Source organism: Mycobacterium shinjukuense (assembly GCF_010730055.1).
Lineage (GTDB): Bacteria > Actinomycetota > Actinomycetes > Mycobacteriales > Mycobacteriaceae > Mycobacterium > Mycobacterium shinjukuense.
This window is the reverse complement of sequence record NZ_AP022575.1, coordinates 3,612,345-3,637,566: the sequence shown is the minus strand read 5'-3', so window position 1 is coordinate 3,637,566 and position 25,222 is coordinate 3,612,345. Positions and strand designations below refer to the sequence as shown.

General features: G+C 66.4%; 23 protein-coding genes and 1 pseudogene. 18 read left to right on the top strand and 6 right to left on the bottom strand.

Annotated features, from left to right (window positions below; all coding sequences use genetic code 11):
• Positions 1–1,335, top strand: a complete 1,335-nt coding sequence (locus G6N20_RS16380) for an FAD-binding oxidoreductase (RefSeq protein ID WP_083045816.1) — start codon at positions 1–3, stop codon at positions 1,333–1,335.
• Positions 1,336–1,384: 49 nt separating this feature from the next.
• Here the strand turns inward: G6N20_RS16380 and G6N20_RS16375 are convergent, their stop codons facing one another.
• Positions 1,385–2,491 carry an alcohol dehydrogenase catalytic domain-containing protein gene (locus G6N20_RS16375; RefSeq protein WP_083045836.1) on the bottom strand — a complete coding sequence of 369 codons (1,107 nt, stop codon included), beginning with the start codon at positions 2,489–2,491 and terminating at the stop codon, positions 1,385–1,387.
• Between the two features lie 14 nt (positions 2,492–2,505).
• Here G6N20_RS16375 and G6N20_RS16370 point away from each other — a divergent pair, with 14 nt between their 5' ends.
• Together G6N20_RS16370 and G6N20_RS16365 are read left to right on the top strand one after the other, a co-directional pair.
• Positions 2,506–2,958 (top strand): acyl-CoA thioesterase, encoded by a 453-nt coding sequence (locus G6N20_RS16370; RefSeq protein WP_083045815.1) that lies wholly within the window; start codon positions 2,506–2,508, stop codon positions 2,956–2,958.
• 55 nt (positions 2,959–3,013) lie between these two features.
• Complete coding sequence (locus G6N20_RS16365) at positions 3,014–3,454, top strand: SRPBCC family protein (protein ID WP_083045814.1); 441 nt, start codon at positions 3,014–3,016, stop codon at positions 3,452–3,454.
• 5 nt (positions 3,455–3,459) lie between these two features.
• Here the strand turns inward: G6N20_RS16365 and G6N20_RS16360 are convergent, their stop codons facing one another.
• Entirely contained in the window at positions 3,460–4,161 is a 702-nt protein-coding gene (locus G6N20_RS16360) for a GntR family transcriptional regulator (RefSeq protein WP_083045813.1), read from the bottom strand.
• Between the two features lie 137 nt (positions 4,162–4,298).
• On the opposite strand from G6N20_RS16360, the gene fadD5 reads away from it, so the two are divergent.
• The 14 genes from fadD5 to G6N20_RS16290 all read left to right on the top strand — a co-directional run bounded on the left by fadD5 (position 4,299) and on the right by G6N20_RS16290 (position 19,931).
• Positions 4,299–5,939 (top strand): fatty-acid--CoA ligase FadD5, encoded by a 1,641-nt coding sequence (gene fadD5, locus G6N20_RS16355; RefSeq protein ID WP_083045812.1) that lies wholly within the window; start codon positions 4,299–4,301, stop codon positions 5,937–5,939.
• Positions 5,940–6,156: 217 nt separating this feature from the next.
• Positions 6,157–6,960 (top strand): MlaE family ABC transporter permease, encoded by an 804-nt coding sequence (locus G6N20_RS16350; RefSeq protein ID WP_083045835.1) that lies wholly within the window; start codon positions 6,157–6,159, stop codon positions 6,958–6,960.
• A gap of 1 nt (position 6,961) precedes the next feature.
• Positions 6,962–7,831, top strand: coding sequence for an MlaE family ABC transporter permease (locus tag G6N20_RS16345; protein ID WP_083045811.1), 870 nt, complete (start codon positions 6,962–6,964; stop codon positions 7,829–7,831).
• Positions 7,832–7,835: 4 nt separating this feature from the next.
• A complete protein-coding gene (locus tag G6N20_RS16340; protein WP_083045810.1) occupies positions 7,836–9,212 on the top strand; it encodes an MCE family protein in 1,377 nt (458 codons plus the stop codon).
• Complete coding sequence (locus G6N20_RS16335; protein WP_083045809.1) at positions 9,209–10,249, top strand: virulence factor Mce family protein; 1,041 nt, start codon at positions 9,209–9,211, stop codon at positions 10,247–10,249. Before G6N20_RS16340 ends, G6N20_RS16335 begins: the two co-directional genes overlap by 4 nt.
• Complete coding sequence (locus G6N20_RS16330) at positions 10,246–11,811, top strand: virulence factor Mce family protein (RefSeq protein WP_083045808.1); 1,566 nt, start codon at positions 10,246–10,248, stop codon at positions 11,809–11,811. Before G6N20_RS16335 ends, G6N20_RS16330 begins: the two co-directional genes overlap by 4 nt.
• Positions 11,808–13,400, top strand: coding sequence for a virulence factor Mce family protein (locus G6N20_RS16325; RefSeq protein ID WP_083045807.1), 1,593 nt, complete (start codon positions 11,808–11,810; stop codon positions 13,398–13,400). Before G6N20_RS16330 ends, G6N20_RS16325 begins: the two co-directional genes overlap by 4 nt.
• Before the next feature lie 167 nt (positions 13,401–13,567).
• Positions 13,568–14,665, top strand: a complete 1,098-nt coding sequence (locus G6N20_RS16320; RefSeq protein WP_142271811.1) for a virulence factor Mce family protein — start codon at positions 13,568–13,570, stop codon at positions 14,663–14,665.
• Entirely contained in the window at positions 14,659–16,215 is a 1,557-nt protein-coding gene (locus G6N20_RS16315) for a virulence factor Mce family protein (RefSeq protein WP_083045805.1), read from the top strand. Before G6N20_RS16320 ends, G6N20_RS16315 begins: the two co-directional genes overlap by 7 nt.
• Complete coding sequence (locus G6N20_RS16310) at positions 16,185–16,943, top strand: Mce protein (protein ID WP_083045804.1); 759 nt, start codon at positions 16,185–16,187, stop codon at positions 16,941–16,943. The genes G6N20_RS16315 and G6N20_RS16310 overlap by 31 nt, the downstream gene beginning before the upstream one ends.
• Positions 16,940–17,917, top strand: a complete 978-nt coding sequence (locus tag G6N20_RS16305; protein ID WP_083045803.1) for an RDD family protein — start codon at positions 16,940–16,942, stop codon at positions 17,915–17,917. Before G6N20_RS16310 ends, G6N20_RS16305 begins: the two co-directional genes overlap by 4 nt.
• Positions 17,914–18,468, top strand: a complete 555-nt coding sequence (locus G6N20_RS16300) for a mammalian cell entry protein (protein WP_083045802.1) — start codon at positions 17,914–17,916, stop codon at positions 18,466–18,468. Before G6N20_RS16305 ends, G6N20_RS16300 begins: the two co-directional genes overlap by 4 nt.
• Complete coding sequence (locus G6N20_RS16295; RefSeq protein WP_083045801.1) at positions 18,435–19,196, top strand: mammalian cell entry protein; 762 nt, start codon at positions 18,435–18,437, stop codon at positions 19,194–19,196. Before G6N20_RS16300 ends, G6N20_RS16295 begins: the two co-directional genes overlap by 34 nt.
• Before the next feature lie 33 nt (positions 19,197–19,229).
• Positions 19,230–19,931 carry a YoaK family protein gene (locus G6N20_RS16290; RefSeq protein ID WP_083045800.1) on the top strand — a complete coding sequence of 234 codons (702 nt, stop codon included), beginning with the start codon at positions 19,230–19,232 and terminating at the stop codon, positions 19,929–19,931.
• A 6-nt stretch (positions 19,932–19,937) separates the two neighbouring features.
• On the opposite strand, the gene G6N20_RS16285 is transcribed toward G6N20_RS16290, so the two are convergent.
• The 4 genes and pseudogenes from G6N20_RS16285 to G6N20_RS16270 all read right to left on the bottom strand — a co-directional run bounded on the left by G6N20_RS16285 (position 19,938) and on the right by G6N20_RS16270 (position 24,402).
• Positions 19,938–21,047 (bottom strand): phosphodiester glycosidase family protein, encoded by a 1,110-nt coding sequence (locus tag G6N20_RS16285; protein ID WP_142271804.1) that lies wholly within the window; start codon positions 21,045–21,047, stop codon positions 19,938–19,940.
• Positions 21,048–21,126: 79 nt separating this feature from the next.
• Positions 21,127–22,524 (bottom strand): YhgE/Pip domain-containing protein, encoded by a 1,398-nt coding sequence (locus tag G6N20_RS16280; RefSeq protein WP_083045798.1) that lies wholly within the window; start codon positions 22,522–22,524, stop codon positions 21,127–21,129.
• A gap of 26 nt (positions 22,525–22,550) precedes the next feature.
• A complete protein-coding gene (locus G6N20_RS16275; protein WP_083045797.1) occupies positions 22,551–23,279 on the bottom strand; it encodes a pirin family protein in 729 nt (242 codons plus the stop codon).
• A 12-nt stretch (positions 23,280–23,291) separates the two neighbouring features.
• Positions 23,292–24,402: pseudogene (locus G6N20_RS16270) on the bottom strand (sigma-70 family RNA polymerase sigma factor).
• Here G6N20_RS16270 and G6N20_RS16265 point away from each other — a divergent pair.
• A complete protein-coding gene (locus tag G6N20_RS16265; RefSeq protein WP_083045795.1) occupies positions 24,353–25,189 on the top strand; it encodes an alpha/beta hydrolase in 837 nt (278 codons plus the stop codon). The pseudogene G6N20_RS16270 and the gene G6N20_RS16265 overlap by 50 nt on opposite strands.
• Positions 25,190–25,222 lie beyond the last annotated feature (33 nt).

Here is a 25,222-nt window from a genome sequence, read left to right as displayed (position 1 = left end):
ATGCTGCGCCGGCTGGCCGGTGCGGTCGGATCCAGCCACGTGATTACCGACCCGGACGTGCTGACCGGCCGCAGCGTCGACCTCACCGGCCGCTACCGGGGCCGGGCCAGCGCGCTGGTACGGCCGGGCTCGGCCGACGAGGTCACCGAAGTCTTGCGGGTATGTCGGGAAGCGGGCGCCTACGTCACCGTGCAAGGCGGCCGCACCTCACTGGTGGCCGGCACCGTCCCGGAGCACGACGATGTGCTGCTGTCCACCGAACGACTATGTGCCGTAGGCGAAGTCGACCTCGTCGAGCGCCGTATCAAGGTCGGTGCCGGGGCCACCCTAGCCGCCGTCCAGCAGGTCGCGAGCGCGGCCGGGCTGGTGTTCGGCGTGGACCTGTCGGCTCGGGACACCGCGACCGTCGGCGGCATGGCCTCGACCAACGCCGGTGGCCTGCGCACCGTGCGCTACGGAAACATGAGCGAGCAGGTGGTCGGCCTGGACGTCGCGTTGCCGGACGGTTCGCTGCTGCGTCGGCACAGCCGGGTGCGCCGCGACAACACCGGCTATGACCTGCCGGCGCTGTTCGTCGGCGCGGAAGGCACCCTCGGGGTCATCACCACGCTGGATCTGCGGCTGCACCCCAAGCCGTCGCACCGGGTGACGGCCGTCTGCGGGTTCGCCGACCTGGAAGCGCTGGTCGATGCCGGCCGGGTGTTGCGCGACGCGGACGGCGTCGCCGCGCTGGAATTGATCGACGGCCGGGCCACCGCGCTGGCCGCCGAGCATCTCGGGGTGGGCGCCCCGGTGGAGGGGGATTGGCTGCTGTTGGTGGAACTGGCCGCCGATCACGATCAGACCGAACGGCTCGCCGGGCTGCTGGGCGGCGTGCGGCTGTGCGGGGAACCCGCTGTCGGCGTGGATACCGCGGCGCAGCAGCGATTGTGGCGTACTCGCGAATCGGTGGCCGAGGTGCTCGGCGTCTATGGCCCGCCGGTGAAGTTCGACGTGTCATTGCCGTTGGCGGCCATCGCTGAATTCACCCGGGACGCGGTCGCTTTGGTCCAGGCCCAGCGGGCGATTGCGGTGTTGTTCGGTCACGTCGGCGAGGGCAACCTGCACCTTAACGTGCTGGGGTGCGCGCCCGAGCGGGAGCACGCGCTGTACGCGCCGATGATGGACCTGATCTCGGGGCACGGCGGCAATGTCAGCTCCGAACACGGTGTCGGCAGCCGCAAGCGTCGCTACCTCGGGATGTCCCGGGAGGCCAACGACATCGCCGTGATGCGGGCCGTCAAAGCCGCGCTGGACCCGACCGGTTATCTGAACGCCGCGGTGCTGTTCGACTGAGCAGACTGAGCGGTGGCCAACCGTCACCCATCGCACCTGGGCCGAGCGGTCAGAACGTGATGAGTTGACGTATCGCGGTGCCGTCGGCCAGGTGGTCCATCGCCTCGTTGATGTCGTCCAACCGAATCGACGACGACACCAGCGATTGCACCGGTAGCCGACCGGACCGCCACAGCGACACAAACCGGGGGATGTCGCGGCCGGGAACCGCCGAGCCCAGGTAGCTCCCGATCAGTGACCGGCCTTCGGCCACAAAGCCCAACGGCGACAGGCTGATCCGGGCATCCGGCGGCGGCAGCCCGACAGTGATGGTGCGACCGCCCGGCGCGGTCAGGTCGATCGCGGTCTGCAGCGCGGCGGGATGTCCGGCCGCCTCGACGACCACGGCGGCTTTCACCCCGGCCTCGGTGGCCCGCCGCGGCGGGTAGGTTTCGTGGGCGCCCAACGTCCGGGCCCCCGCCAGCTTTTCGGGCAGTTGGTCGACGCCGATGACCCGAACGTCGTCGTGCGTCAAGGCGGTGAGCAGCGCCGCCATGCCCACACCCCCCAGCCCGACAACGACCACCGTCTGTCCCGGCCGTGGTTTGCCGACGTTGAGCACCGCACCGCCGCCGGTCAGCACCGCGCAGCCGAGTAGGGCGGCCACGTCCGGTGGCACCTCCCGGGGCACCGGAACGGCGCTGGCCCGGTTGACGACGGCGTGGGTCGCGAAACCCGAGACGCCCAGGTGGTGGTACACGGGTTGACCGTTGCGGCTCAGCCGGATTCCGCCACCGAGCAGGGTCCCGGCGGTGTTGGCCGCGGCGCCCGGCGCACAGGGCGTCCGGCCCTCGGTCGCGCAGGCCGCGCAGCGGCCGCAGCGGGGCAAAAACACCAGCACCACCCGCTGGCCGACGGCGATATCGTCAACCCGGTCGCCGACCCGCTCGACGATTCCGGCGGCTTCATGACCGAGCAGCATCGGCACCGGCCGCGCTCGGGTGCCGTCGACCACCGACAGGTCGGAATGGCAGACGCCGGCCGCCTCGATGCGAACCAAAACCTCACCGCTTTGCGGCGGGTCCAGGTCGAGGTCGACGACGCTGATCGGTGTCGACGTCGCATAGGGCCGGGGCGCACCGATGCGGTCCAGCACCGCTCCCCGGATGTGGACCATGCTGGAATACAACCATGGCGTCGGCCCACAGGCTCACCAGCGCGGACTTCCCGGTGCGGTGGCCGGTGCTCACCCGCTGGGCCGACAACGACATGTTCGGCCACCTCAACAACGCGGTCTACTACCAGCTGTTCGACACCGCGATCAACGCCTGGATCAACACGACCACCGGGCTCGACCCGCTGACCGCGCCGGTGTTGGGCATCGTCGCCGAGTCGGGCTGCCGGTACTTTGCTGAACTGCACTTCCCGCAAAGCCTCGTGATCGGCCTGGCGGTGACCCGGCTGGGCCGCAGCAGCGTCACCTACCGGCTCGGGGTGTTCACGGCCGGCCAGGAAATCGAGCCACGGCCGATCACCGCGCTGGGTCACTGGGTGCACGTCTACGTCGATCGGAGGACCCGCAGGCCCGTCCCGATCCCCGACGCCATCCGGTCATTGTTGTCAACGGCGTGCGTGAGCGACTGAGATGGCAGCTGAGGCCGCCGCTTTCGGGTGAACCCGGCGCCAGTATGCTTCGCCAATGCCAGTTTTGAGCAAGACCGTCGAGGTCGGCGCCGACGCCGCGTCGATCATGGCCATTGTCGCCGATTTCGAGCGATACCCCGAGTGGAATGAGGGGGTCAAGGGCTGTTGGGTGCTGGCCCGTTACGACGATGGGCGCCCCAGCCAGCTGCGGCTCGACACCGCTGTTCAAGGCATCGAGGGCACCTACATCCAGGCCGTGTACTACCCGGGCCCCAACCAGATTCAAACCGTCATGCAGCAGGGTGAGCTGTTTACCAAGCAGGAGCAGCTGTTCAGCTGGGTGGAAAGCGGCGCAACCACCTTGGTGACGGTGGACATGGATGTCGAGACCAGCATGCCGGTGCCCGCGCCGATGGTGAAGATGCTGCTCGATAACGTGCTGGAGCACCTTGCCGAAAACCTCAAACAACGCGCCGAGCAGCTATCGGCCGGCTAGCGAAGCTACCCGGCGGAGCTGAAGATTCCCGTCCTGTCCAGGGTCTCGGTCAACCGGCGTGCCGCGTCGGTCAATTGCCAGATGGTGTGCTCGACCACCGCGGCCACGTCGTGGCGCCGCAGCGCGGCGATCAACCGTCGGTGATTGTCGACGGCGGCCGCACCCCACTGGGGATCGGTGGCGTACACCTGGGTTGGCATATACCGCGCGGCATTGAGCAGGAACCAGGCCAATTTGATTCGCCCGCTCGCCTGGTAGAAAACGCGATGAAACGAGAACTCGATCGCCGCGATGGTCTCAGCATCCGCGGACCCGACGGCCCCGGCCAGCGCATCATTGATGCGGTCCAGCTCCCCGATCTCCACCTCGGTGATGCGGCCGGCGGCCGCGACGGCAAGTTCTTTGGCGATGGTGGCCTGCAGCCAGCAGATGTCGTCGATGTCTTGTCGGGTCAGCGGCAACACCACGTGACCGCGGTGCGGCTCTAGCTGCACCATGCCCTCGCCGCGCAGCTTTACCAGCGCCTCCCGCACCGGCGTGACGCTGACCCCGAGCTCGGCCGCGGTCTCGTCGAGGCGGATGAACGTGCCCGGGCGCAGCGTCCCGGACATGATCGCCGCCCTCAAGTGGCCCGCGACTTCATCGGATAACTGTGCCCGGCGCAGCGGCCGCCGGCCTCGCGGATGCGCGGACAGGGGTGCGTTCATGGGGCCTGCCAGGACTTTCAGGGGCTTGGCGGGGCTTGTCTAACGGCGGCTCGGGCCGATACTGTGACCCAGGCAACACCATGTTTTATCAAATATCAGCCTGACGCAAGCGGTGCGCAAGTGAAGGGACTGCATAGTTGACCGCGCAACTGGCCAGCCACCCGACGCAGGTCACCGAGCAGCCTTATCTGGCTCGGCGGCAGAACTGGGTCAATCAGCTGCACCGGCACGCGTTGATGCAGCCGCGGGCCACCGCACTGAGGTTCTCGGGGCACACCGTGACGTGGGCCGACTTGCGGGATCGGGTCACCGCGCTGGCCGGTGCCCTGAGCCGCCGAGGGGTCGGACGTGGCGACCGGGTGATGATCCTGATGCTCAACCGCACCGAGTTCGTCGAGTCGGTGTTGGCCGCCAACATGCTCGGGGCCATCGCGGTCCCACTGAACTTCCGACTCACCCCCACCGAGATCGCCTTCTTGGTGGAGGACTGCGCGGCGCGCGTCATGATCACCGAGGCGGCGTTGGCTCCGGTGGTCACGGGTGTCCGCGACATCCAGCCGCTGGTGGAGATGGTCGTGGTGGCCGGTGACTCGCCGGGCGACACCATGCTGGGCTATGACGACCTCATCGGGGAGCCGGGCGACCCGCCCGAACCGGTCGACATCCCGAACGACTCTCCGGCGCTGATCATGTACACCTCGGGCACCACCGGCCGGGCGAAGGGTGCGGTCCTCACCCACGCCAATCTGACCGGCCAGGCGATGACCGCCCTGTACACCAGCGGCGCCAACATCACCGGCGACGTCGGGTTCATCGGTGTGCCGTTCTTCCACATCGCCGGGATCGGCAACATGGTGACCGGGATGCTGCTCGGGATTCCCACGGTGATCTATCCGCTCGGTGCGTTCGACGCGGGACGACTGCTCGACGTGCTGGCGGCGGAGAAGGTCACCGGCATCTTTCTGGTGCCCGCCCAGTGGCAGGCGGTGTGCGCCGAACAGCTAGCACGACCCCGCGATCTGAGGTTGCGGGTGATGTCGTGGGGAGCCGCTCCGGCCTCGGACGCGTTGCTGCGGCAGATGTCGGAGACCTTTCCGGGAACCCAGATCCTGGCCGCGTTCGGCCAGACCGAGATGTCACCGGTCACCTGTGTGTTGCTCGGCGAAGATGCGGTCGCCAAGCGCGGTTCGGTCGGCAAGGTGATCCCGACGGTCGCCGCCCGGGTCGTCGACGACGACATGAACGATGTGCCCGTTGGCGAGGTGGGTGAAATCGTCTACCGGGCACCAACTTTGATGAGCGGCTACTGGAACAACCCGGAGGCCACCGCGGAGGCCTTCGCGGGCGGCTGGTTTCACTCCGGGGACCTGGTTCGGATGGACTCCGAAGGCTACGTCTGGGTGGTGGACCGCAAGAAAGACATGATCATCTCCGGCGGCGAAAACGTCTACTGCGCCGAGGTGGAGAACGTGCTGGCCGATCATCCCGGCATCGTCGAAGTCGCCGTGATCGGTCGCGCCGACGAGAGGTGGGGTGAGGTGCCGATCGCGGTTGCGGCGGTAACGGATGAGGGCCTGCGGATCGAAGACCTCGACGAGTACCTGACCGAGCGGCTTGCGCGTTACAAGCACCCCAAGGCGCTCGAGATCGTGGACGCATTACCCCGCAACCCCGCCGGGAAGGTGCTCAAAACCGAGCTACGTTTGCGCTACGCATCTCCAGCCGATATCGAAACTCGATCTACGACAACGGATTTAACGAAAAGAACGGAATGTTGACGGGAGCTGTAACGTTTGCCTGCTGTTGACGAAGGGTTAATTGTGAGGATGCGGTTCACACCTGGACGACCATCAGGTACATTCCTGTGGTCTCCGTTACTACCTGTGGGTAGCGAGCCGGCGGTCACACACCGAGGGGACGGGCAAGGAGGTAAGGCGTGCCACATGATCGGCCGTTACGCCGCAGCCCGGGCGATCCCATCGTGAGGGAGCGATGGTGACCACGTCTACGCGTCCGCACCTGATGGGTTACCTCCGGGACCAGCTGGAGACGCCGCTGACGATGGTCGGCGGGTTCTTCCGCATGTGCGTGCTGACGGGAAAGGCGCTGTTCCGCAGGCCGTTCCAGTGGCGCGAGCTGATCCTGCAGTGCTGGTTTGTCATGAGGGTCGCGTTGCTGCCGACGATCATGGTCTCGATCCCGCTGACCGTGCTGCTGATCTTCACGCTCAACGTTTTGCTGGCCCAGTTCGGCGCCGCCGACATCTCGGGCGCGGGCGCGGCGATCGGCGCGGTCACCCAGCTCGGTCCGCTGACCACCGTGCTGGTGGTGGCCGGCGCGGGCTCCACCGCCATCTGCGCCGATCTGGGCGCCCGCACCATCCGGGAAGAGATCGACGCGATGGAGGTGCTCGGCATCGACCCCATCCACCGGTTGGTGGTGCCTCGGGTGATCGCCGCGACCTTCGTCGCCACCCTGCTCAATGCCTTGGTGATCACCGTCGGACTGGTCGGCGGCTTCCTCTTCGGTGTCTACCTGCAAAACGTTTCGGGCGGCGCCTACCTGGCCACGCTGACCACGATCACTGGCATGCCCGAAGTGGTCATCGCGATGGTCAAGGCGGCGACCTTCGGCCTGATCGCCGGGCTGGTCGGCTGCTACCGCGGGCTGACCGTGCGCGGTGGCTCTAAGGGTCTGGGCACCGCCGTCAACGAAACGGTGGTGCTGTGCGTGGTCGCCTTGTATGCCGTCAACGTCATCTTGACGACAATCGGTGTGCGATTCGGGACGGGGCACTGAGATGTCGACAGCCGCGGTGGTACGCGCCCGCTTCCCGCGTTTAGTCGCCAACGTCAATCGCTACGCGGGCAGCGTCACTCGAGGATTGGATGAGACCGGACGGCTGGCCTGGTTCATCCTGACCAGCGTCGGGCAGGTTCCGCACGCGCTGCACTTCTATCGGAAGGAGACGTTGCGGCTGGTCGCTCAGATCGGCATGGGCACCGGGGCGATGGCAGTCGTCGGCGGCACCGCCGCGATCGTCGGGTTCGTGACGTTGTCCGGCAGCTCGCTGATCGCCATCCAGGGCTTCGCGTCGCTGGGCAATATCGGTGTCGAGGCGTTCACGGGGTTTTTCTCCGCGCTGGTCAACGTGCGTATCGCCGGCCCCGTGGTGACCGGGGTCGCGCTGGCGGCCACGGTTGGCGCGGGTGCCACCGCCGAGCTGGGAGCGATGCGGATCAGCGAGGAGATCGACGCCCTCGAGGTGATGGGCATCAAGTCGGTCTCCTACCTGGCTTCCACCCGGATCATCGCCGGGCTGGTGGTGATCATCCCGCTGTACGCGTTGGCGATGATCATGTCGTTCCTGTCCCCGCAGGTCGTCACGACGCTGTTGTACGGGCAGTCGACCGGCACCTACGAGCACTACTTCCGGACGTTCCTGCGTCCCGACGACGTGTTTTGGTCATTCCTGGAGGCCATCATCATCGCCCTGATCGTCATGGTCACGCACTGTTACTACGGGTACAACGCCGGCGGCGGACCCGTCGGTGTCGGCGAGGCCGTCGGCCGATCGATGCGTTTCTCGCTGGTCTCGGTGAATGTCGTCGTGTTGTGTGCAGCGTTGGCGCTGTACGGCGTCAACCCCAACTTCGCCCTGACGGTGTAGCGCCATGACAACGCCCGGGAAGATCAACAAGGTCCGCAATCCGCCGTTCAAGACCGCGGGTATCGCCTTTGTGCTCGTCTTCTTTCTCGTCCTTGCCTTGGTGTACTTCCAGTTTCGCGGGGACTTCACCCCCAAGACCAAGTTGACGATGATGTCCGATCGGGCCGGGCTGGTGATGGATCCCGGCTCGAAGGTCACCTACAACGGGGTGCAGATCGGCCGGGTCGGCAGCATCACCGAGGTCACCCGGGATGGCAAGTCGGCCGCCAAATTCACCCTGGATGTGTATCCGCGGTACCTGTCGCTGATACCGGAAAATGTGGATGCCCAGATCAAGGCGACCACGGTGTTCGGCGGTAAGTATGTCTCCCTGACGACGCCGAGAGACGCCCAGGGCAACGTCATCTCCCGGGGTCACCTCACGCCGAAGAGTGTGATCAACGCCACGGGTGTGACGACGGAGATCAACACGTTGTTCGAGACCCTCACCTCGATCGCCGAGAAGGTTGATCCGGTCAAGCTGAACCTGACGCTGAGCGCGGCCGCACAAGCGCTGACCGGATTGGGCGACCGGTTCGGACAGGCGATCGCCAACGGCAACGCGATCCTCGACGACCTCAACCCGCAGATGCCGCAGGCCCGCCGCGATATCCAGCAGTTGGCGGCGCTGGGCGACGTCTACTCCGATGCCGCACCGGACCTGTTCGACTTCCTCAACAGTTCGGTGCCCACCGCGCGCACCTTCAACCAGCAGCAGTACGAGCTGGACGCCGCGCTGTTGTCGGCGGTCGGGTTCGGCAAGACCGGTGCGGACATCTTCGAGCGGGGCGGGCCGTATCTGGCGCGTGCGGTTAAAGACCTGGTGCCCACCGCCCAGCTGCTCGACACCTACAGCCCGGAGCTGGCCTGCACGCTGCGCAACTACCACGACATGGAGCCCAAGGCCTTCCAGTTCCTGGGCGGCAACGGCTACGCGCTCAACAGCCACACCGTGCCGCTGTCGGGGTTGGGATTCACGCTGAACCCCGCGGCGCTGTTGGCTACCAATGGGGCGGCGTTGGGAGCCGGACTGGTGCTCGGATTGTTGGCGCCGCCGCTCGCTTTGGGCGCGACGGCGGCGGCGTTGGCACCCGGCCTGGTGGGCGGGGCGCCGAATCCCTACATCTATCCGGAAAACCTGCCGCGGATCAACGCTCGCGGTGGGCCTGGAGGTGCGCCGGGTTGCTGGCAGCCGATCACCCGTGATTTCTGGCCGGCGCCCAATTTGGTGATGGACACCGGCAACAGCCTCGCGCCTTACAACCATTTGGACACCGGTTCGCCCTACGTGCTCGAGTACGTGTGGGGCCGTCAGGTAGGGGATTACACGATCAACCCATGAAAATCACCGGTACTGCGATAAAACTCGGCATCTTTTCGGTGGTGCTGCTGCTGTTCAGCCTGATGATCATCGTCGTGTTCGGTCAGATCCGGTTTGACCGGACCTATGGTTACTCGGCGGAGTTCAGCAACGTCAGCGGGCTGCGGGCGGGTCAATTCGTCCGCGCCTCGGGGGTGGAGATCGGCAAGGTCAAATCCGTATCGCTGGTCGACGGCGGCAAACGGGTGCGGGTGGATTTCGACGTCGACCGCTCGGTGCCCCTGTATCAGTCGACGACCGCGCAGATCCGCTATCTGGATCTGATCGGCAATCGTTACGTCGAGCTCAAGCGCGGCGAGGGCGAGGGCGCCGATCGCGTCATGCCGCCCGGTGGATTCATCCCGCTCTCGCGAACATCGCCGGCGCTGGACCTCGACGCGCTGATCGGCGGGTTCAGGCCGGTGTTTCGGGCGCTGGACCCAGACAAAATCAACACCATCGCCTCGGCCCTCATCACCGTGTTTCAGGGTCAGGGTGGCACCATCAACGACATTCTCGACCAGACGGCCCAGCTGACCTCGCAGCTCGCCGAGCGTGACCAGGCGATCGGCGAGGTGATCAAGAACCTGAACACCGTGTTGGACACCACGGTTCGGCATCGCAAGGATTTTGATCAGACCGTCAACAACCTGGAGGTGCTGATCACCGGGCTCAAGGAGCACGGCGACCAGCTGGCCGGTGGGACCGCGCGGGTCAGCAATGCCGCCGGCACCGTGGCCGATCTGTTGGCCGAGGACCGGGCTCTGCTGCACAAGACCATCAACTACCTGGATCCCATTCAGCAGCCGCTCATCGATCAGCGTGAGCAGTTGAGCGATTTCCTTCATCGATTGCCGACCGCTTTGAACATGATCGGGCGCGCCATCGGCTCCTACGGCGACTTTGTGAACTTCTACTCCTGTGACATCAGCCTCAGGATCAATGGGTTGCAGCCCGGGGGCCCGGTTCGCACGGTCCGCCTGTTCACGCAGCCATCGGGTAGGTGCGCACCGCAATGAGAACACTGGAACCGCCCAACCGGCTTCGGATCGGGCTCATGGGCATCATCGTCGTGATCCTCGCCGTCGGTGTGGGCCAAAGCTTCACCAGCGTCCCGGTGCTGTTCGCCAGGCCGAGCTACTACGGGCAGTTCAGCGACTCCGGCCAACTCAACAAAGGCGACAAGGTGCGCATCGCCGGGCTGGACGTCGGTCGGGTCGAAGGACTGTCGATCGATGGCGACCACGTCCTGATCAAGTTCGGGATCGGCACCCACACGATCGGCACCGAAAGTCGGCTGACGATTCGCACCGACACCATCCTCGGTAAGAAGGTCCTCGAGATTGAGGCCCGCGGCAACCGGTCGCTGCGGCCGGGCGGCACTTTGCCGCTGGGCCAGAGCACCACTCCGTACCAGATCTACGACGCCTTCTTCGACGTCACCAAGGCGGCCACCGGTTGGGACATCGACACGGTGAAAAGGTCGCTGCACGTGTTGTCGGAGACCATCGACCAGACCTACCCCCACTTGAGCGCGGCGCTGGATGGTGTGGCCAGGTTCTCCGACACGATCGGCAAGCGCGACGAGGAGATCAAGCACCTGCTCGCCCAGGCCAATCAGGTGGCAAGCGTCCTCGGTGACCGCAGCCAGCAGGTGGACCGGCTGCTGGTCAACGCCAAGACGCTGCTGGCGGCGTTCAACGAGCGCGGACGTGCCATCGACGCGCTGCTGGGGAACGTCGCCGCATTCTCGGTCCAGGTGCAAGGACTGATCAACGACAACCCGAACATCAATCACGTGCTGGAGGAGCTGCGCACCCTCAGCGACGTGCTGGTCCAGCGGCAAGACGACCTGGCAAACGGGCTCGTGATGGTCGGCGCATTTCTTCCGTCGTTGAATGAGACCATCGCTTCCGGGCCCTTCTTCAAGGTGGTCATTCACAACCTGGTCCCGGGGCAGATCATGCAGCCGTTCATCGATGCGGCGTTCAAAAAGCGCGGCATTTCCCCCGAAGACTTCTGGGCCAGTGCCGGGCTGCCGGAATTTCGGTTCCCGGACCCCAACGGCACCCGATTCCCCAACGGCGCGCCGCCGCCGGCCCCGCGCGTGCTGGAAGGAACCCCGGAACATCCGGGACCGGCCGTCCCGCCCGGATCGCCGTGCTCCTACACCCCGGCGGCGGGAGCGCTGCCCAGCCCGCAGATCCCGCTGCCGTGTGCGGGGGTGCTGCAAGGGCCATTCGGCGGTCCCGACTTCCCCGCGCCGCTGGACGTCCTCGACGTGTCGCCACCCAACCCGAACGGCCTACCGCCGGTGCCAGGCATCCCGATCGCCGGGCGGCCTGGCGAGCCGGCGCCGAACGCTCCCGGCACACCGGTGCCGCTGCCGCCGAACGCACCTCCGGGGGCCCGCACCGAGCCACTGGGACCGGCTGGGCCGACGCCGCCGCCGTCCACGTTCGCGCCGGGCTTGCCGCCCGGTCCGGCGGCGCCGCCCGGGCCCGGGCCGCAGTTGCCCGCCCCGTACATCACCCCAGAGGGAACGGGTGGTAGCGGCGCAGATGGAGGTAGCCAGAATTGAGCACCATCTTCGACATCCGCAACATCCGGCTACCCCAGCTGTCGCGGGCGACGGTGATCATCGGAACGCTGGTTGTGGTGCTGGGCCTGGTCGCGTTGTACGTCGGCAGGGAGCTCTATCAGAAGCTGACGAACAACACCGTGGTCGCCTACTTCCCTGCGGCCAATGCGCTCTATGCCGGTGACAAGGTCCAGATCATGGGCCTACAGGTGGGCAAGATCGACAGCATCGAGCCGGCGGGCGACAAGATGAAGGTCACGTTCCACTATCAGAACAAATACAAGGTGCCGGCCAATGCCTCCGCGGTGATCCTCAACCCGACCCTGGTGGCGTCGCGCACCATCCAGTTGGAACCGCCGTACCGGGGTGGGCCGGTGCTGGCAAACAATGCGGTCATTCCGATCGAGCGCACCCAGGTGCCGGTGGAGTGGGACGAGCTGCGCAACAGCATCACCAACATCATCGACAAGCTCGGCCCGAGCCCAGAGCAGCCCACGGGGCCATTCGGTGAGGTTCTCGAATCGTTCGCCAACGGCCTGGCCGGCAAGGGCAAGCAGATCAACACCACGCTGGACAGCCTGTCGCGGGCACTGACCGCGTTGAACGAAGGTCGCGGTGATTTCTTTGCGGTGGTGCGCAGCCTGGCGCTGTTCGTCAACGCACTCCACCAGGATGACAAGCAGTTCGTGGCGTTGAACCAAAATCTGGCGGAGCTGACCGGTCGGCTCGCGAGCTCAGACCGCGACCTGTCGAACGCACTGCAGCAATTCGACAGCCTGCTTACCACGATTCGTCCGTTCCTCGACAAGAACCGCGAGGTGCTGACCCACGACGTGAACAACCTGGCCGAGCTCACCAACACGCTGCTCCAACCGGAACCCCTCAACGGGCTGGAGACCGCCTTGCACGTGCTGCCGACGGCCGCGGCAAACGTGAACCAGATCTATCACCCGGCACACGGCTCGGTGGTGGCCGTCCCGGAGATTACCGCCTTCGCGAACCCGATGCAGTTCATCTGCAGCTCGATCCAGGCCGGCAGCCGGCTCGGTTATCAAGAGTCTGCCGAACTGTGTGCGCAATACCTGGCGCCGATCCTCGATGCGATCAAGTTCAATTTCTTCCCGTTTGGCTTCAACGCGTTCAGCACCGCCGAGATACTGCCCAAGCACGTCGCCTACTCCGAGCCGAGGCTGCAGCCCCCCAACGGGTACAAGGACACGACCGTCCCGGGGATTTGGGTTCCGGATACTCCGTTGTCGCACCGCAATACCCAGCCGGGCTGGATCGTCGCCCCGGGGATGCAAGGGCAGCAGGTGGGGCCAATCACGGCGGGCCTGCTGACCCCCGAATCGCTGGCGGAACTCATGGGTGGCCCGGACATCGAGCCGGTCCAATCGACGCTGCAGACGCCGCCTGGCCCGCCGAACGCGTACGACGAGTACCCAGTGTTGCCGCCCATCGGCCTGCAGGCGCCGCAGGTGCCGATACCACCGCCGCCGCCGGGGCCGAACGTGGTCCCGGGTCCGGTGGCTCCAACGCCGGCACCGGTTGGCGCACCGCTGGCCGCTGAGGCGGGAGCGGGCCAGTGAGGCGCGCGACGAGCGCGGTCGGCGCGAGGAGCAAGCCGAGCCATTGGGCACCGAGGCGCGCGACGAGCGCGGTCGGCGCGAGGAGCAAGCCGAGCCATTGGGCAGTGAACGCGCTCAGGGTGTTACGCCACCGGGGCTGGCAGGCAGTGGTGCTGCTGATCGCCACGATGATGCTGAGCTCGTGTGGCTGGCGCGGAATCTCCAACGTGTCCATCCCCGGGGGTCCGGGCAGCGGGAAGGGCGCCTACACCATCTATGTGCAGGTGCCGGACACCCTGGCCATTAACGGCAACAGCAAGGTGATGGTTGCCGACGTCCCCGTGGGCTCGATCCGCGGCATCCATTTGAAGAACTGGATAGCAACCCTGACGCTGGGCATCGACAAGGGCGTCAAGCTTCCGAAGAACGCCACCGCCAAGATTGGACAAACCAGTCTGCTGGGCTCGCAGCATGTGGAGCTGGCGTCACCACCCAACCCGTCGCGGGAGCCGCTCAGGAACGGCGACACCATACCGCTGAAGAACTCGTCGGCCTATCCCACCACCGAGCAGACGTTGGCCAGCATCTCGATGATTTTGCGCGGAGGCGGTATCGCGAACTTGGAGGTGCTGCAAAACGAGATCTACAACATCTTCTATAAACGGGGCGACCAGATCCGGGGTTTCCTCACCCGGCTGGACACCTTCACCGACCAGCTCAACCAGCAACGCGATGACATCACCCACGCGATCGACTCCACCAACCGACTGCTGACCTATGTGGGCGCCCGCGCGGATGTGCTGGATCGAGTGCTCACCGACTTCCCGCCTCTAATCAAGCACTTCGCCGACACACGCCAGCTGCTTATCAACGCGGTGGACGCGATAGGACAGCTTTCCCAGGTCGCCGGCCAGTACCTCGCGGAGGCGCGCAGCGGGCTGCACACCGACCTGCAAGCGCTGCAGTGTCCGTTGAAGGAACTCAGCCGGGGCTCGCAGTATCTGATCGGCGCGCTGAAGCTGATCCTCACCCAACCGTTCGACATCGACGCCGTGCCGAAGCTCTTCCGCGGTGACTACCAAAACGTGTCGGCGGTCCTTGACGTGACCTTCAGTGCCATGGACAACGCGGTGCTGACCGGTACCGGCTTTTCCGGAGCCCTGCGCGCGCTCGAGCAGTCGTTTGGCCGCGACCCCGAGACGATGATCCCCGACGTCCGCTACACACCGAACCCGAACGATGCGCCCGGCGGGCCGCTGGTGGAAAGGGGCGATAGGAATTGCTGACTCCCTTCATCAAACGCCAGTTGGTGCTGTTCGGCACCCTCACGGTGATCTCGCTGCTGGTGCTGGGCGTGTACTACCTGCAGATTCCGGCGCTGGTGGGTGTCGGTCGGTACACGCTCAAGGCCAACCTGCCCGCATCCGGCGGCCTTTATCCCACGGCCAACGTGACGTATCGCGGGATCACCATCGGCAAGGTCACCGACGTCGAGCCGACCGCGACCGGCGCCCAGGCAACGATGAGCATCGACACCCGCTACAAGATCCCGATCGATGCGACGGCCAACGTGCACTCGGTGTCGGCGGTCGGCGAGCAGTATCTGGACCTGGTGTCAACTGGTAATCCCGGGAAGTTCTTCTCGCCCGGACAGATCATCACCAAGGGCACGGTGCCCAGTGAGATCGGGCCCGCCCTGGACACGTCCAACCGCGGGCTCGCGGTCTTGCCGAAAGAGAAGATCCCGGTGTTGCTCGACGAGACCGCGCAAGCGGTCGGCGGCCTCGGTCCCGCGCTGCAACGGCTGGTCGACGCCACTCAGGCGATCGTCGGAGACTTCCGCAACCAGATCAACGACATCAACGACATCATCCAGCACTCCGGGCCCATCCTGGACAGTCAGGTCAACTCGGGGAGCGCCATCGAGCGTTGGGCGCACAACCTCAACATGTTGGCCGCGCAGACCGCGCAACAGGATCAGCATCTGAAGAGCATTCTGTCCCAGGCCGCTCCCACCGCCGATCAGGTCCACGAGGTCTTTACCGACGTGCAAGATTCGCTGCCACAGACGCTAGCGAATCTTGAGGTCGTGATCGACATGCTCAAGCGCTACAACAAGGGCGTTGAGCAGGTGCTGGTGTTCCTGCCGCAGGGCGCTTCCATCGTGCAGACGGTGGCCGCGCCCTTCCCGAACATGGCCGCGCTCGACATGGCGGTGGCGATCAACCAGCCGCCGCCCTGTCTGACCGGGTTCATCCCGGCATCGGAGTGGCGCTCTTTTGCCGACACCAGCTTGCAACCGTTGCCGAAGGGGACGTATTGCAAGATTCCGCAGGACACGCCGGCCAATAGCGTGCGCGGGTCGCGCAACATTCCCTGCGTTGATGTCCCCGGTAAGCGGGCGGCGACGCCGCGGGAGTGCCGGGACCCGAAACCGTACGAACCCTTGGGCACCAACCCGTGGTACGGGGATCCGAACCAGCTGCTGACCTGCCCGGCACCCGCGGCGCGCTGCGATCAGCCGGTGAAGCCGGGCCTGGTGATCCCGGCGCCGTCGGTAAACAACGGCTTAAACCCGGTGCCTGCCGACAGGCTGCCCCCGGGCGGGACGCCACCCCCGGTGAGCGACCCGCTGCAGCGACCCGGCACGGGTAGCGTGCAGTGCAACGGACAGCAGCCCAACCCGTGCGTCTACACCCCGGGCGGGCCTCCCACGGCGGTGTACAGTCCCCAGAGCGGCGAACTGGTAGGGCCCGACGGGGTGAGATACTCCGTCGAAAACTCGACCAAAACAGGAGACGACGGATGGAAGGAGATGCTGGCGCCAGTCGGCTGAACCCCATCGACGCGGATGATTCGTTGAGCACCGAGGTGACGACCGAGGATTCGTCGGAATCCGAGGTCGGAGCCGACCAGGACAGCACCGAGGTGACGACCGAGGATTCGTCGGAATCCGAAGTCGGAGCCGACCAGGACAGCACCGAGGAAGCCGGCGTGGAGGGTGTCGAGGAATCGGGATCGGAAGTCGGCGATGTCGCCGCGCGGACGGCTGTCGAGCGTCGCCCGCCGCGGCTACGTCGCGGCTGGCTGGTCGGAATCTGCGCCGCGCTGGTACTCGCCGCGGCTGGCATCGGGACCGGCGGCTACCTTGCGCTGCGGTCCAACCAGCAAGGCCAAGCTATCGCGCGCAACGACGCGGCGGCGCTGCAGGCGGCAAAGGACTGTGTCGCCGCCACCCAGGCCCCGGACACCACCGCCATGGCCGCCAGCGAGCAGAAGATCATCGACTGCGGCACCGACCAATACCGCTCCCAGGCGGTGTTGTATAGCAGCATGCTCGTTCAGGCCTATCAGGCGGCGAACGTCCACGTGCAGGTGTCCGACATGCGGGCAGCGGTCGAGCGCAACAACCCCGACGGTTCGGTCGAAGTGCTGGTGGCGCTTCGCGTGCGGGTGTCCAACGACCAAGCGCAAAATCAGGAAACGGGCTACCGCCTGCGCGTGCGGATGGCACCCGTGGAAGGCCAGTACAAGATTTCCAAACTCGACCAGGTGACGAAGTGACGGTGGTGGTCGAGGACAACCAGACCACCGAGCCCGTCCAAGACTCGTCCGAGAAACCCTTGGCCCCTTGGCATGTGCGTGCCGCTGCGTTCGCCGTCGACGTCCTGCCGGGTGTCGCGGTGGTGGTGACCCTGGCACTGGTCTCGTTCACCGTGCCGGCGGGCGGCGTGTGGTGGTGGGTATGCGTTGGCGTGCTCGGGTTTGTCGTGCTGGCAATGTCGGCCAACCGGCTGCTGTTGCCGCCCATCACCGGCTGGAGTTTGGGACGGGGTCTCTGCGGAATCGTGGTCACCCGGGGCGATGGTGCGGCCCTCGGCCCATGGGGGCTGCTGCTTCGAGACCTGGCTCACCTGCTGGATACCGCCGCGGTGCTGGTGGGATGGCTGTGGCCGCTGTGGGATTCCGAACGTCGCACCTTCGCCGACATGTTGCTGCGCACCCAGGTGCGGCGCGTGGCGCCAGACGGGCGGTTGCCCCACGCCCGGCGGTGGACGGCGGTGGCGTTGCTCACCGCCTCCGGGATGTGCCTTGCCGGTGCCGGCGTGAGCTATGCGGCGGTGTACTCCACGGACAGGGCCAGTGACCGAACCCGTGACGAGATCGCGGCGCAGGGGCCGAAAATCGTCGCACAAATGCTGACGTACGACCCAAAAACGTTGCGCGAGGACTTCGCTCGCGCGCAGTCGTTGACGACCGACAAATATCGCAGCCAACTGGCCGCCCAACAGGACACGGTGGCCAAGGGACACCCCGTGCTCCACGAGTATTGGGTGTCGGCGAGCTCGATCCAGTCCGCGACACCGGATCGGGCGACCATGCTGTTGTTCATGCAGGGCCGGCGAGGCGCGCTGCCCGACGTGCGCTACATCAGTGCGACCGTGCGGGTGAGTTTCGCCAAGGACCGGGACAACCATTGGCGCGTTGACGATCTCACGGTGCTGACGAAACCGAAACCGCCCGGGAATGCCCCATGAGTCCCCGTCGCAGGTTTGCACCGGGCGAAGGACGACTGCTCGTCGCGCCCCCACTACCGGCGCGGCGGCGGTGGGGTTTACCGGTTGTTGCCGCCGTCGCGGCGGTGGTCATGGTGGCGGCGATCACGGCATCGAGCCTGATGCTCGTCGCGCACACCTCGCGCGAGCACGCCGCACGGAAGGACCACGTGGTGGTCGACTACGTGAAATGGTTTATGGCACAGTTCACGTCCGTTGATCCCTACCACGCCAACGACTACGTCGAGCGGATATTGGCCCAAGCGACCGGCGATTTCGCCCAGCAATACCGCGAGAAGTCCAACGAGATCCTCCTCCAGGTCGCGCAAGCCGAACCGGCCACCGGCACCGTCCTGGACGCGGGGATGGAGCGGTGGAACGACGATGGCAGCGCCAACGTGTTGGTGGCTACCGAAGTCACCTCCAAGTCGCCCGACGGAAAGCAGGTGTTCGAGAACACCAACCGATGGGCCGCCACGGCCAAGCAGGAAGGGAATCAGTGGAAGATCAGCAACCTGCTGCAGGTGATTTGACCGGCGAGACCCGGTGTGACGAGACGGAGGTGGACGCCGCGGACGCGGCGGCCGCCGCCGCCGATGCTGCGCGGTCGGATGCAGCCGGCGAGACCGACCCCGGGCAGCCGGACGAGGGCGCCGATGACGATGCCCGCGACACCGAGACCTCCCAGGGTGTCGACCCGGCCGCGGGCGCGGGTTCCGAGCGCGGCGCTGCCGCCAAACGACCGGGCGGCACTCGGCTGGCCGCGGCTGCCGTGCTGGTTGCCGCGTCGCTGTTTGTGGGTTCTGCGGCGTTCGCGGGTGCCACCGTGCAGCCGTACCTGGCCGATCGCGCCGTCGTCGCAATCAAGCTGAAAGTCGCGCGGACCGCGGCCAATGCGATCACCACGTTGTGGACCTACACCCCGGAGAACATGGATAGCCTGGCCGATCGCGCGGCGACCTACCTCAGCGGCGACTTCGGCGCCCAGTACCGCAAGTTCGTTGACTCCATCGTGGCGCCCAACAAGCAAGCCCAAATCACCAACAACACCGAGGTCACCGGCGTCGCGGTGGAATCGCTGGATGGCCCCAACGCCATCGCCATCGTGTACACGAACACCACCACCACCAGCCCGCTCACCAAGAACATCCCGGCGTTGAAGTACCTGTCCTACCGGCTGATCATGAAGCGTGACCATGCCCGCTGGATGGTCACCCGGATGACGACGATCACCTCGCTGGATTTGACGCCGCGCCGGTAGCGCGCCCGGCGCCGGACCGCCGAAGGACACCCCATGGCCGTGAGCTCACCGGTGTATCACCGGCTGACGATCGCCGCGCTGCTGCTGCTGACCTTCGCCACCGGCTTGGCCGACGCGATCAGCGTGCTGGTGCTGGGGCACGTCTTCGTCGCCAACATGACAGGAAACGTGATCTTCCTGGGTTTCTGGTTCGTCCCGTGGTCGGGCGTCGACCTGACCGCGGCCGTCGTGGCCTTTGTCGGGTTTGTCACCGGCACCATCGTCGGTGGCCGGCTGACCCGCACGCTCGGTCGCCGCCCACGCCGCTGGATCACCGCGGCGCTGGGATTCGAGGTGTCGATGCTGGTGGTGTTGTCGATGCTGGCCGGCACCGGCGTGTTGCGCTATCACGACAACACCAAGCTCGTTCTGATCGGCGGGCTAGCGGTGACGTTCGGACTGCAGAACGCCACCGCTCGGGAATTCGGCATCCAAGAGCTCAGCACCACCGTGCTGACCTCGACGATCGTGGCCCTGGGCGTGGAGAGCAGGCTTGCCGGCGGCACCGGCCGCAATGAACTGCTGCGCTACGGCGTCGTCCTGGCGATGTGCAGCGGCGCGGTACTCGGCGCGACCATGTCGCGGGTCACCGTGGCGCCGGTGTTCGTGCTGTCCGCGGCCGTGATCTCGGTGAGCATGCTGATCTTCGGGTTCGGCCCGGCCGATCGCACCACGCCGCAGGCGCTGACCAGTTGACCGCGCTCAGTTGAATGCGAGCCAGCTGGGCAGCGCACGCTCGTGGGAGTCGCAGAGGACCTGACGGGTGTCGCAGGATCCCTTCGGCGAACCCGCACCGGCCCACATGCCCCCGGTGTCCCGGCGCAGCACAATCGCCGACGACCCGCCGCCGTCCAGCAGGATCGCCGTGTCGCTGCCCAGACCGCGGAACAGGTCCTGGATGTTGTCGGGGGTGTAGTTGCCGCCTTCGAAGACGTACATCTCGTCCTTCTGCTTGGCGTAGGCCAGCGCCGTGCGCGCCGCGCTGGGACCACCGTCATGAAGTTGTGCGGTGTTGCCGGGCGATAACAGCCCGATCCCGGCCACCGCGACGAACCTCGCATTCTTGTTGAGCAAGTCCTGGATCACCGGGGTGGCGATGTCGTAGTCTTCTCTGCCCTTGGGGCGCAGCACATATGGCGCGCCGCCGACGGGAATGATCATCGTGGTCAACGAGGTCCAGGTCTCGTTTCCACCCGACAGGCCTTGCTTGCCGGGATAGGCGACGGTGCCGGTGACCGCCTGGTTGGCGCGGCCCTGGCCGTGGGTGTTGTCCACAAAGGTGCCCAGCGGGGAGCTGCAGCCGGTCGACCGCCAGCTACCGCCCTTTTGCCCGCGCACGTCGAAGAAGTTGGCGTTGATCGCGATCGTCGGTTGTCCCATCCGCTGCCAGGCCCGCAGCGGCGGGTAGATCTCGGATGCTTGCCATAGCCCTTCGGCGGTACGCGCCCCCGGATTGTTCTCGCAGCGAGCCTGGTCGCCGGTGTGGGTGTCGACCAGCAGGTGCGGTTGCAGCCGTTGGGACGCATTCTTGACGATCATCAGATGGCCGCCGTTGTTCATCTCGTACCAGCCGCCACCGCCGTTGAGCAGCGGCATGGGATGCCCGGAGCCGAAGTTGTACACCAGGTACGAACCCCGGGTGTTGGCGATGGCGTGCTCGAGCATCTCGCGCCCGTCAGCGGCCCGGGCAACCGGCTGACCCGTGGTGCTCGCGAACGTGACGCACACACCCAGGGCAGCGCACCAAGCCGTCAGTCGGCGCAGGCCGGCGGATGGTGTCTGCACGGTAGCCCTTTCGGCCGAGACACGAATGCAACCAACCCAGCATTAGTCACATCAGTCACACTGTCAACTTAAGTAACAGGTCCGTGACGGTTTGGGCGCGCCGGAATTACGTTTGCTCGCTTGACCTTTCGCTCTCGGCTGCCGGCGTGCTGGCGCGCGCCCGCTCGCGCGCCTGGTATTGCGCTTGGTGTTCCACGGCGATCGCCATCTCGACGGCACCCGGTATCCGGTGAAATCCCTTGCGATCGTAGAGCCGCGTGCCGATCCCGCCCAGCAGCAACCCGATGACCAGGCCGACCGACGTCATCGTCAATGCCTGGGATAGGCCAGCGTCCGGGTGAGCGTTGAGATACAGCAGCGAGCGGACGCCCAGAAACACCTGGTGCATTGGCTCGAACTTGGCCAGCCAGCGAAAGAACGGTGGTACCGCTTCCAGCGGTACGGTGGCGCCCGCCGAGGGCAACCCCAGGATCACGAAGATCAGCAGGCTGACCAGCAGGCCCATGGATCCCAGCACCGCGATCAGCGAGCTCGACGTGACACCCACCGCGACAATCGCGAACACCCCGTAGAGCCACACCTGCCAGCCGTTCGGGATGGGCATGCCGAGACCGTGGGCTATCGCCAGGTAGACGGCCGACGTGAGCAGCGCCAGCACCACCATCATCCCCCACTTGACCAACAGGGTGCGGAATCGCGAGATGTTGACCTGCTCGGCAAAGCGGTACACCGGGCCGAACTCGGCCGGCACGTAGCCCAGCATCGAGTCCACCAGCGTGCTGACCACGATGCTGCCGGTAAACCCGGCCAGCAGCAGGAGGAGCGCGTAGTAAAAGGCCGACAGCCCGTTGCCGGTGCCGTTGGGCAGCGGGTTGTACACCGTTGCCTTGACGTCGATCGGACTGGCCAGCCCCAGCGTCGCCGCCCCGGTCAACGGGGCTCCGCCGGCCTGTGCTGTCACCTCCGCTGAAAGCCTTTCGCCCACTTTGCTATTCACCACGGCCATGGCCTGAGTCAGGGTCTGGCCTGCGATGCTGGCGCCCAGCGTGCCCGCCCGTGGGTTGGTGGCGATCGTGATCGTCGGCCGCTCCGCCCGGGTGGACGCCAGCGCGCTCGCCCCGAACTCCCGCAGGCTCGACGAAAAGGTCGGCGGTATCACCAGTTGGCCGTACACCTGGGCCCTGTCGAGCAGCCGCTTGGCCTCATCGCGGGATACCACCCGGATGTCGAACTTGTCCCCGTCCAATCCGGCGCCGTCGAATCCGGCGACCAGACCCTCGACGATCTGCTTGCCCGCGGGCCCGGCATCCTGGTTCACCACGGCGATGGGGAAGTGTCGCAGGTTGGTGATGGGGTTCAAGATGCCGCCCAGGTAGAGCGCGGCCAGCGCGGACATCAGCGCCACCGTGATGGCCAGCGGCGCCGTCCAAAACCTCACGGTCCGAATCGCTTTGATGTTCCGCTTAGGGTTCGGCACCGCGTGCCGCGGCGGTGATTGAGACATGCGGGCTCCAATCTGTCGTGGCCACTCTATGGTGCTGATCCACCCAGCTGTGCGTGCATCTCCCAAAGCAGCACCTCCGATGGCTCGTCGGCCGTCAGCCGCGGGCCGTCGGTGTCGGTGAACCGTACCGCGTCCCCCCCGCACAGCTCGCCGACCCCTTCCAGGGTGAGCCGGCCGCGCGGAACGAACAGGTGAAGGTACGGGGCGGCGGGCAAGCCGACGGAGGCCCCGCGTGACAGCCGCGCACCGTGCAGCGCGGCGGCCCGGTTGTGCACGGTGATGGCGGCGTCGTGCCCGGGGATGCCCGAGGCGATGGTGACCAGGCCGGCGGTCAACAGCTCGTCGTCAATGTGGTGTTGCTGGTAGCTCGGGGGGATGGCGGTCTCATCGGGGACTACCCACATCTGCACGAAATGCACCGGCTCCGTAGCGGAATCGTTCTTCTCCGAATGCAGGATTCCGCTGCCGGCCGACATCCGTTGGGCCAGGCCGGGATAGATGATGCCACGATTGCCGGCCGAATCTCGGTGTGTCAGTGCGCCGCTCAGCACCCAGGTGACGATCTCCATGTCCCGGTGTGGGTGTGTGGCGAACCCTGCTGCGGGCTTAACGATGTCGTCGTTGTTGACCAGCAGCAACCCGTGGTGGGTGTTGTCCGGATCGTAGTGGTCGCCGAACGAGAACGAGTGCCGGGATGTCAGCCAGGAGGTCGTGGTGACGGCCCGGTCGGCCGCGCGCCTGATCTCAGCGGGCATGCGCTCAGCGTGTCACAGCGAAGCCGGCAGGCCGAATCTCGGGAACAAGGTTCCATCCAGAAACGCCACCACATGCGACACCCGGTCGGCGCTCATGTCCAGCACATGCAACTGAAACGGCAGGTGCAGATCGCCGGAACGCAGGTACATGGCCGCGGCGGGCTGGCCGTTGGCGATCAACGGCAGCAGACGCAGGTCGCCGGGGGATTGCGCGGGACACTGCTGGTGAATCAGGGTGATGATGGCCTGCGGGCCCTGATACCAGCCCACGTACGGGGGCATCTCCCAGATCGCCTCCGCGGTGAATAGCTCCACCAGCCGATCGATGTCATAGGTCTCAAACGCCGCGATGTAGCGCGCCAGCAAGTCCTGCGCCTCGGGCGACTCCGGGGCGACCAGCCGGTCCTCGGCGCTGGGCCGGACGGCCTGAAGCTGGGACCGGGCCCGCTGCAGCAGGCTGTTGACGGCGATGGTGGACGCGCCAATCGCGTCGGCCACCTCGGCGGATTTCCATTGCAGCACATCTCGCAACAGCAGCACCGCCCGCTGTCGCGGCGACAGGTGCTGCAGCGCGGCCACGAACGCCAACCGCACCGATTCCCGCGACCCGACGATGACCGAAGGATCGGCCGGATGGTCGGTAAGCTCCGGCAGCGGCTGCAGCCAGGGCAGCTCGGCGCGTTCCTCCAGGTCCGCGGTCGGATCCGAGCTGGGTGCCCCCAGCCCGGTCGGCAACGGCCGGCGCTGGCGGCCTTCCAGCGCGCTCAGGCAGGTGTTGGTGGCGATGCGGTGCAGCCAGGTCCGCAGCGAGGACTTGCCCTCGAAGCGGTCGTAGGATTTCCAGGCCCGCAGCAGCGTCTCCTGCACGAGATCCTCGGCGTCGTGCAGCGACCCGGTCATTCGGTAGCAGTGCGCGAGCAGCTCACGCCGGTAGGGCTCGGCACGGGCGGAGAAATCTCCACCCCGGGCGCCGGCGGGCTCGCGCTCGGAGTTGTCGGCGAGCACACTCACGAGACCGAGCCTACGCAGCGCCGCTGACGGGGCGGCCGCAGGAGCCATTACGCTGCCACGTGATGACTACCCGCACCGAACGACATTTCACCGGCGTCGGCGATGTGCGCATCGTGTACGACGTGTGGACTCCGGACACCCCGCCGCGAGCCGTGGTCGTGCTGGCCCACGGCCTCGGGGAGCACGCCCGCCGCTACGACCACGTGACGCGGCGGTTCGGCGAGGCCGGGTTGGTCACCTACGCGCTTGACCACCGCGGCCACGGCCGCTCCGGCGGCAAGCGGGTGTGGGTGCGCGACATCACCGAATTCACCGCTGACTTAGACACCCTGGTCGGCATCGCCACCCGGGAGAACCCCGGATGCCAGCGCGTGGTGCTCGGGCACAGCATGGGCGGCGGGATCGTGTTCGCCTACGGTGTCGAACGCCCGGACAACTACGACCTGATGGTGCTGTCCGCGCCGGCGGTGGCGGCGCAGGATCTGGTGCCGGCGGTGGTGGCGCTGGCCGCCAAGGTTCTGGGGGTGGTTCTGCCCGGCCTGCCGGTGCAGCAACTCGACTTCGACGCGATCTCGCGCGACCCCGCGGTCGTGCAGGCCTACAACGCCGATCCGCTGGTCTATCACGGACGGGTTCCGGCCGGGATCGGCCGTGCGCTGCTGCAGGTCGGTGAGACCATGCCGCGGCGGGCCCCGGCGTTGACGGCTCCGCTGCTGGTGGTGCACGGCACCGCTGACCGGCTGATCCCCATCGAGGGCAGCCGTCGGCTGGTCGAATGCGTGGGGTCCACCGACGTCGAATTGACCGAATATCCCGGGCTGTACCACGAGGTATTCAACGAGCCGGAGCGCGGCCAGGTGCTTGACGATGTGGTCTCCTGGATCTGCAAGCGGCTGTGAATCGCGAAGGCTTGTCGTAGGGCTGCAGTAGTT

Coding starts and splice junctions, on each gene's coding strand:
- G6N20_RS16365 (WP_083045814.1), top strand. CDS start 3,014: ATGCCAGTTTTGAGCAAGACCGTCGAGGTCGGCGCCGACGCCGCGTCG.
- G6N20_RS16370 (WP_083045815.1), top strand. CDS start 2,506: ATGGCGTCGGCCCACAGGCTCACCAGCGCGGACTTCCCGGTGCGGTGG.
- G6N20_RS16380 (WP_083045816.1), top strand. CDS start 1: ATGCTGCGCCGGCTGGCCGGTGCGGTCGGATCCAGCCACGTGATTACC.
- G6N20_RS16340 (WP_083045810.1), top strand. CDS start 7,836: ATGACAACGCCCGGGAAGATCAACAAGGTCCGCAATCCGCCGTTCAAG.
- G6N20_RS16280 (WP_083045798.1), bottom strand. CDS start 22,524: ATGTCTCAATCACCGCCGCGGCACGCGGTGCCGAACCCTAAGCGGAAC.
- G6N20_RS16290 (WP_083045800.1), top strand. CDS start 19,230: ATGGCCGTGAGCTCACCGGTGTATCACCGGCTGACGATCGCCGCGCTG.
- G6N20_RS16360 (WP_083045813.1), bottom strand. CDS start 4,161: ATGAACGCACCCCTGTCCGCGCATCCGCGAGGCCGGCGGCCGCTGCGC.
- G6N20_RS16375 (WP_083045836.1), bottom strand. CDS start 2,491: ATGGTCCACATCCGGGGAGCGGTGCTGGACCGCATCGGTGCGCCCCGG.
- G6N20_RS16300 (WP_083045802.1), top strand. CDS start 17,914: ATGAGTCCCCGTCGCAGGTTTGCACCGGGCGAAGGACGACTGCTCGTC.
- G6N20_RS16275 (WP_083045797.1), bottom strand. CDS start 23,279: ATGCCCGCTGAGATCAGGCGCGCGGCCGACCGGGCCGTCACCACGACC.
- G6N20_RS16310 (WP_083045804.1), top strand. CDS start 16,185: ATGGAAGGAGATGCTGGCGCCAGTCGGCTGAACCCCATCGACGCGGAT.
- G6N20_RS16330 (WP_083045808.1), top strand. CDS start 10,246: ATGAGAACACTGGAACCGCCCAACCGGCTTCGGATCGGGCTCATGGGC.
- G6N20_RS16345 (WP_083045811.1), top strand. CDS start 6,962: ATGTCGACAGCCGCGGTGGTACGCGCCCGCTTCCCGCGTTTAGTCGCC.
- G6N20_RS16320 (WP_142271811.1), top strand. CDS start 13,568: ATGATGCTGAGCTCGTGTGGCTGGCGCGGAATCTCCAACGTGTCCATC.
- G6N20_RS16335 (WP_083045809.1), top strand. CDS start 9,209: ATGAAAATCACCGGTACTGCGATAAAACTCGGCATCTTTTCGGTGGTG.
- G6N20_RS16265 (WP_083045795.1), top strand. CDS start 24,353: ATGACTACCCGCACCGAACGACATTTCACCGGCGTCGGCGATGTGCGC.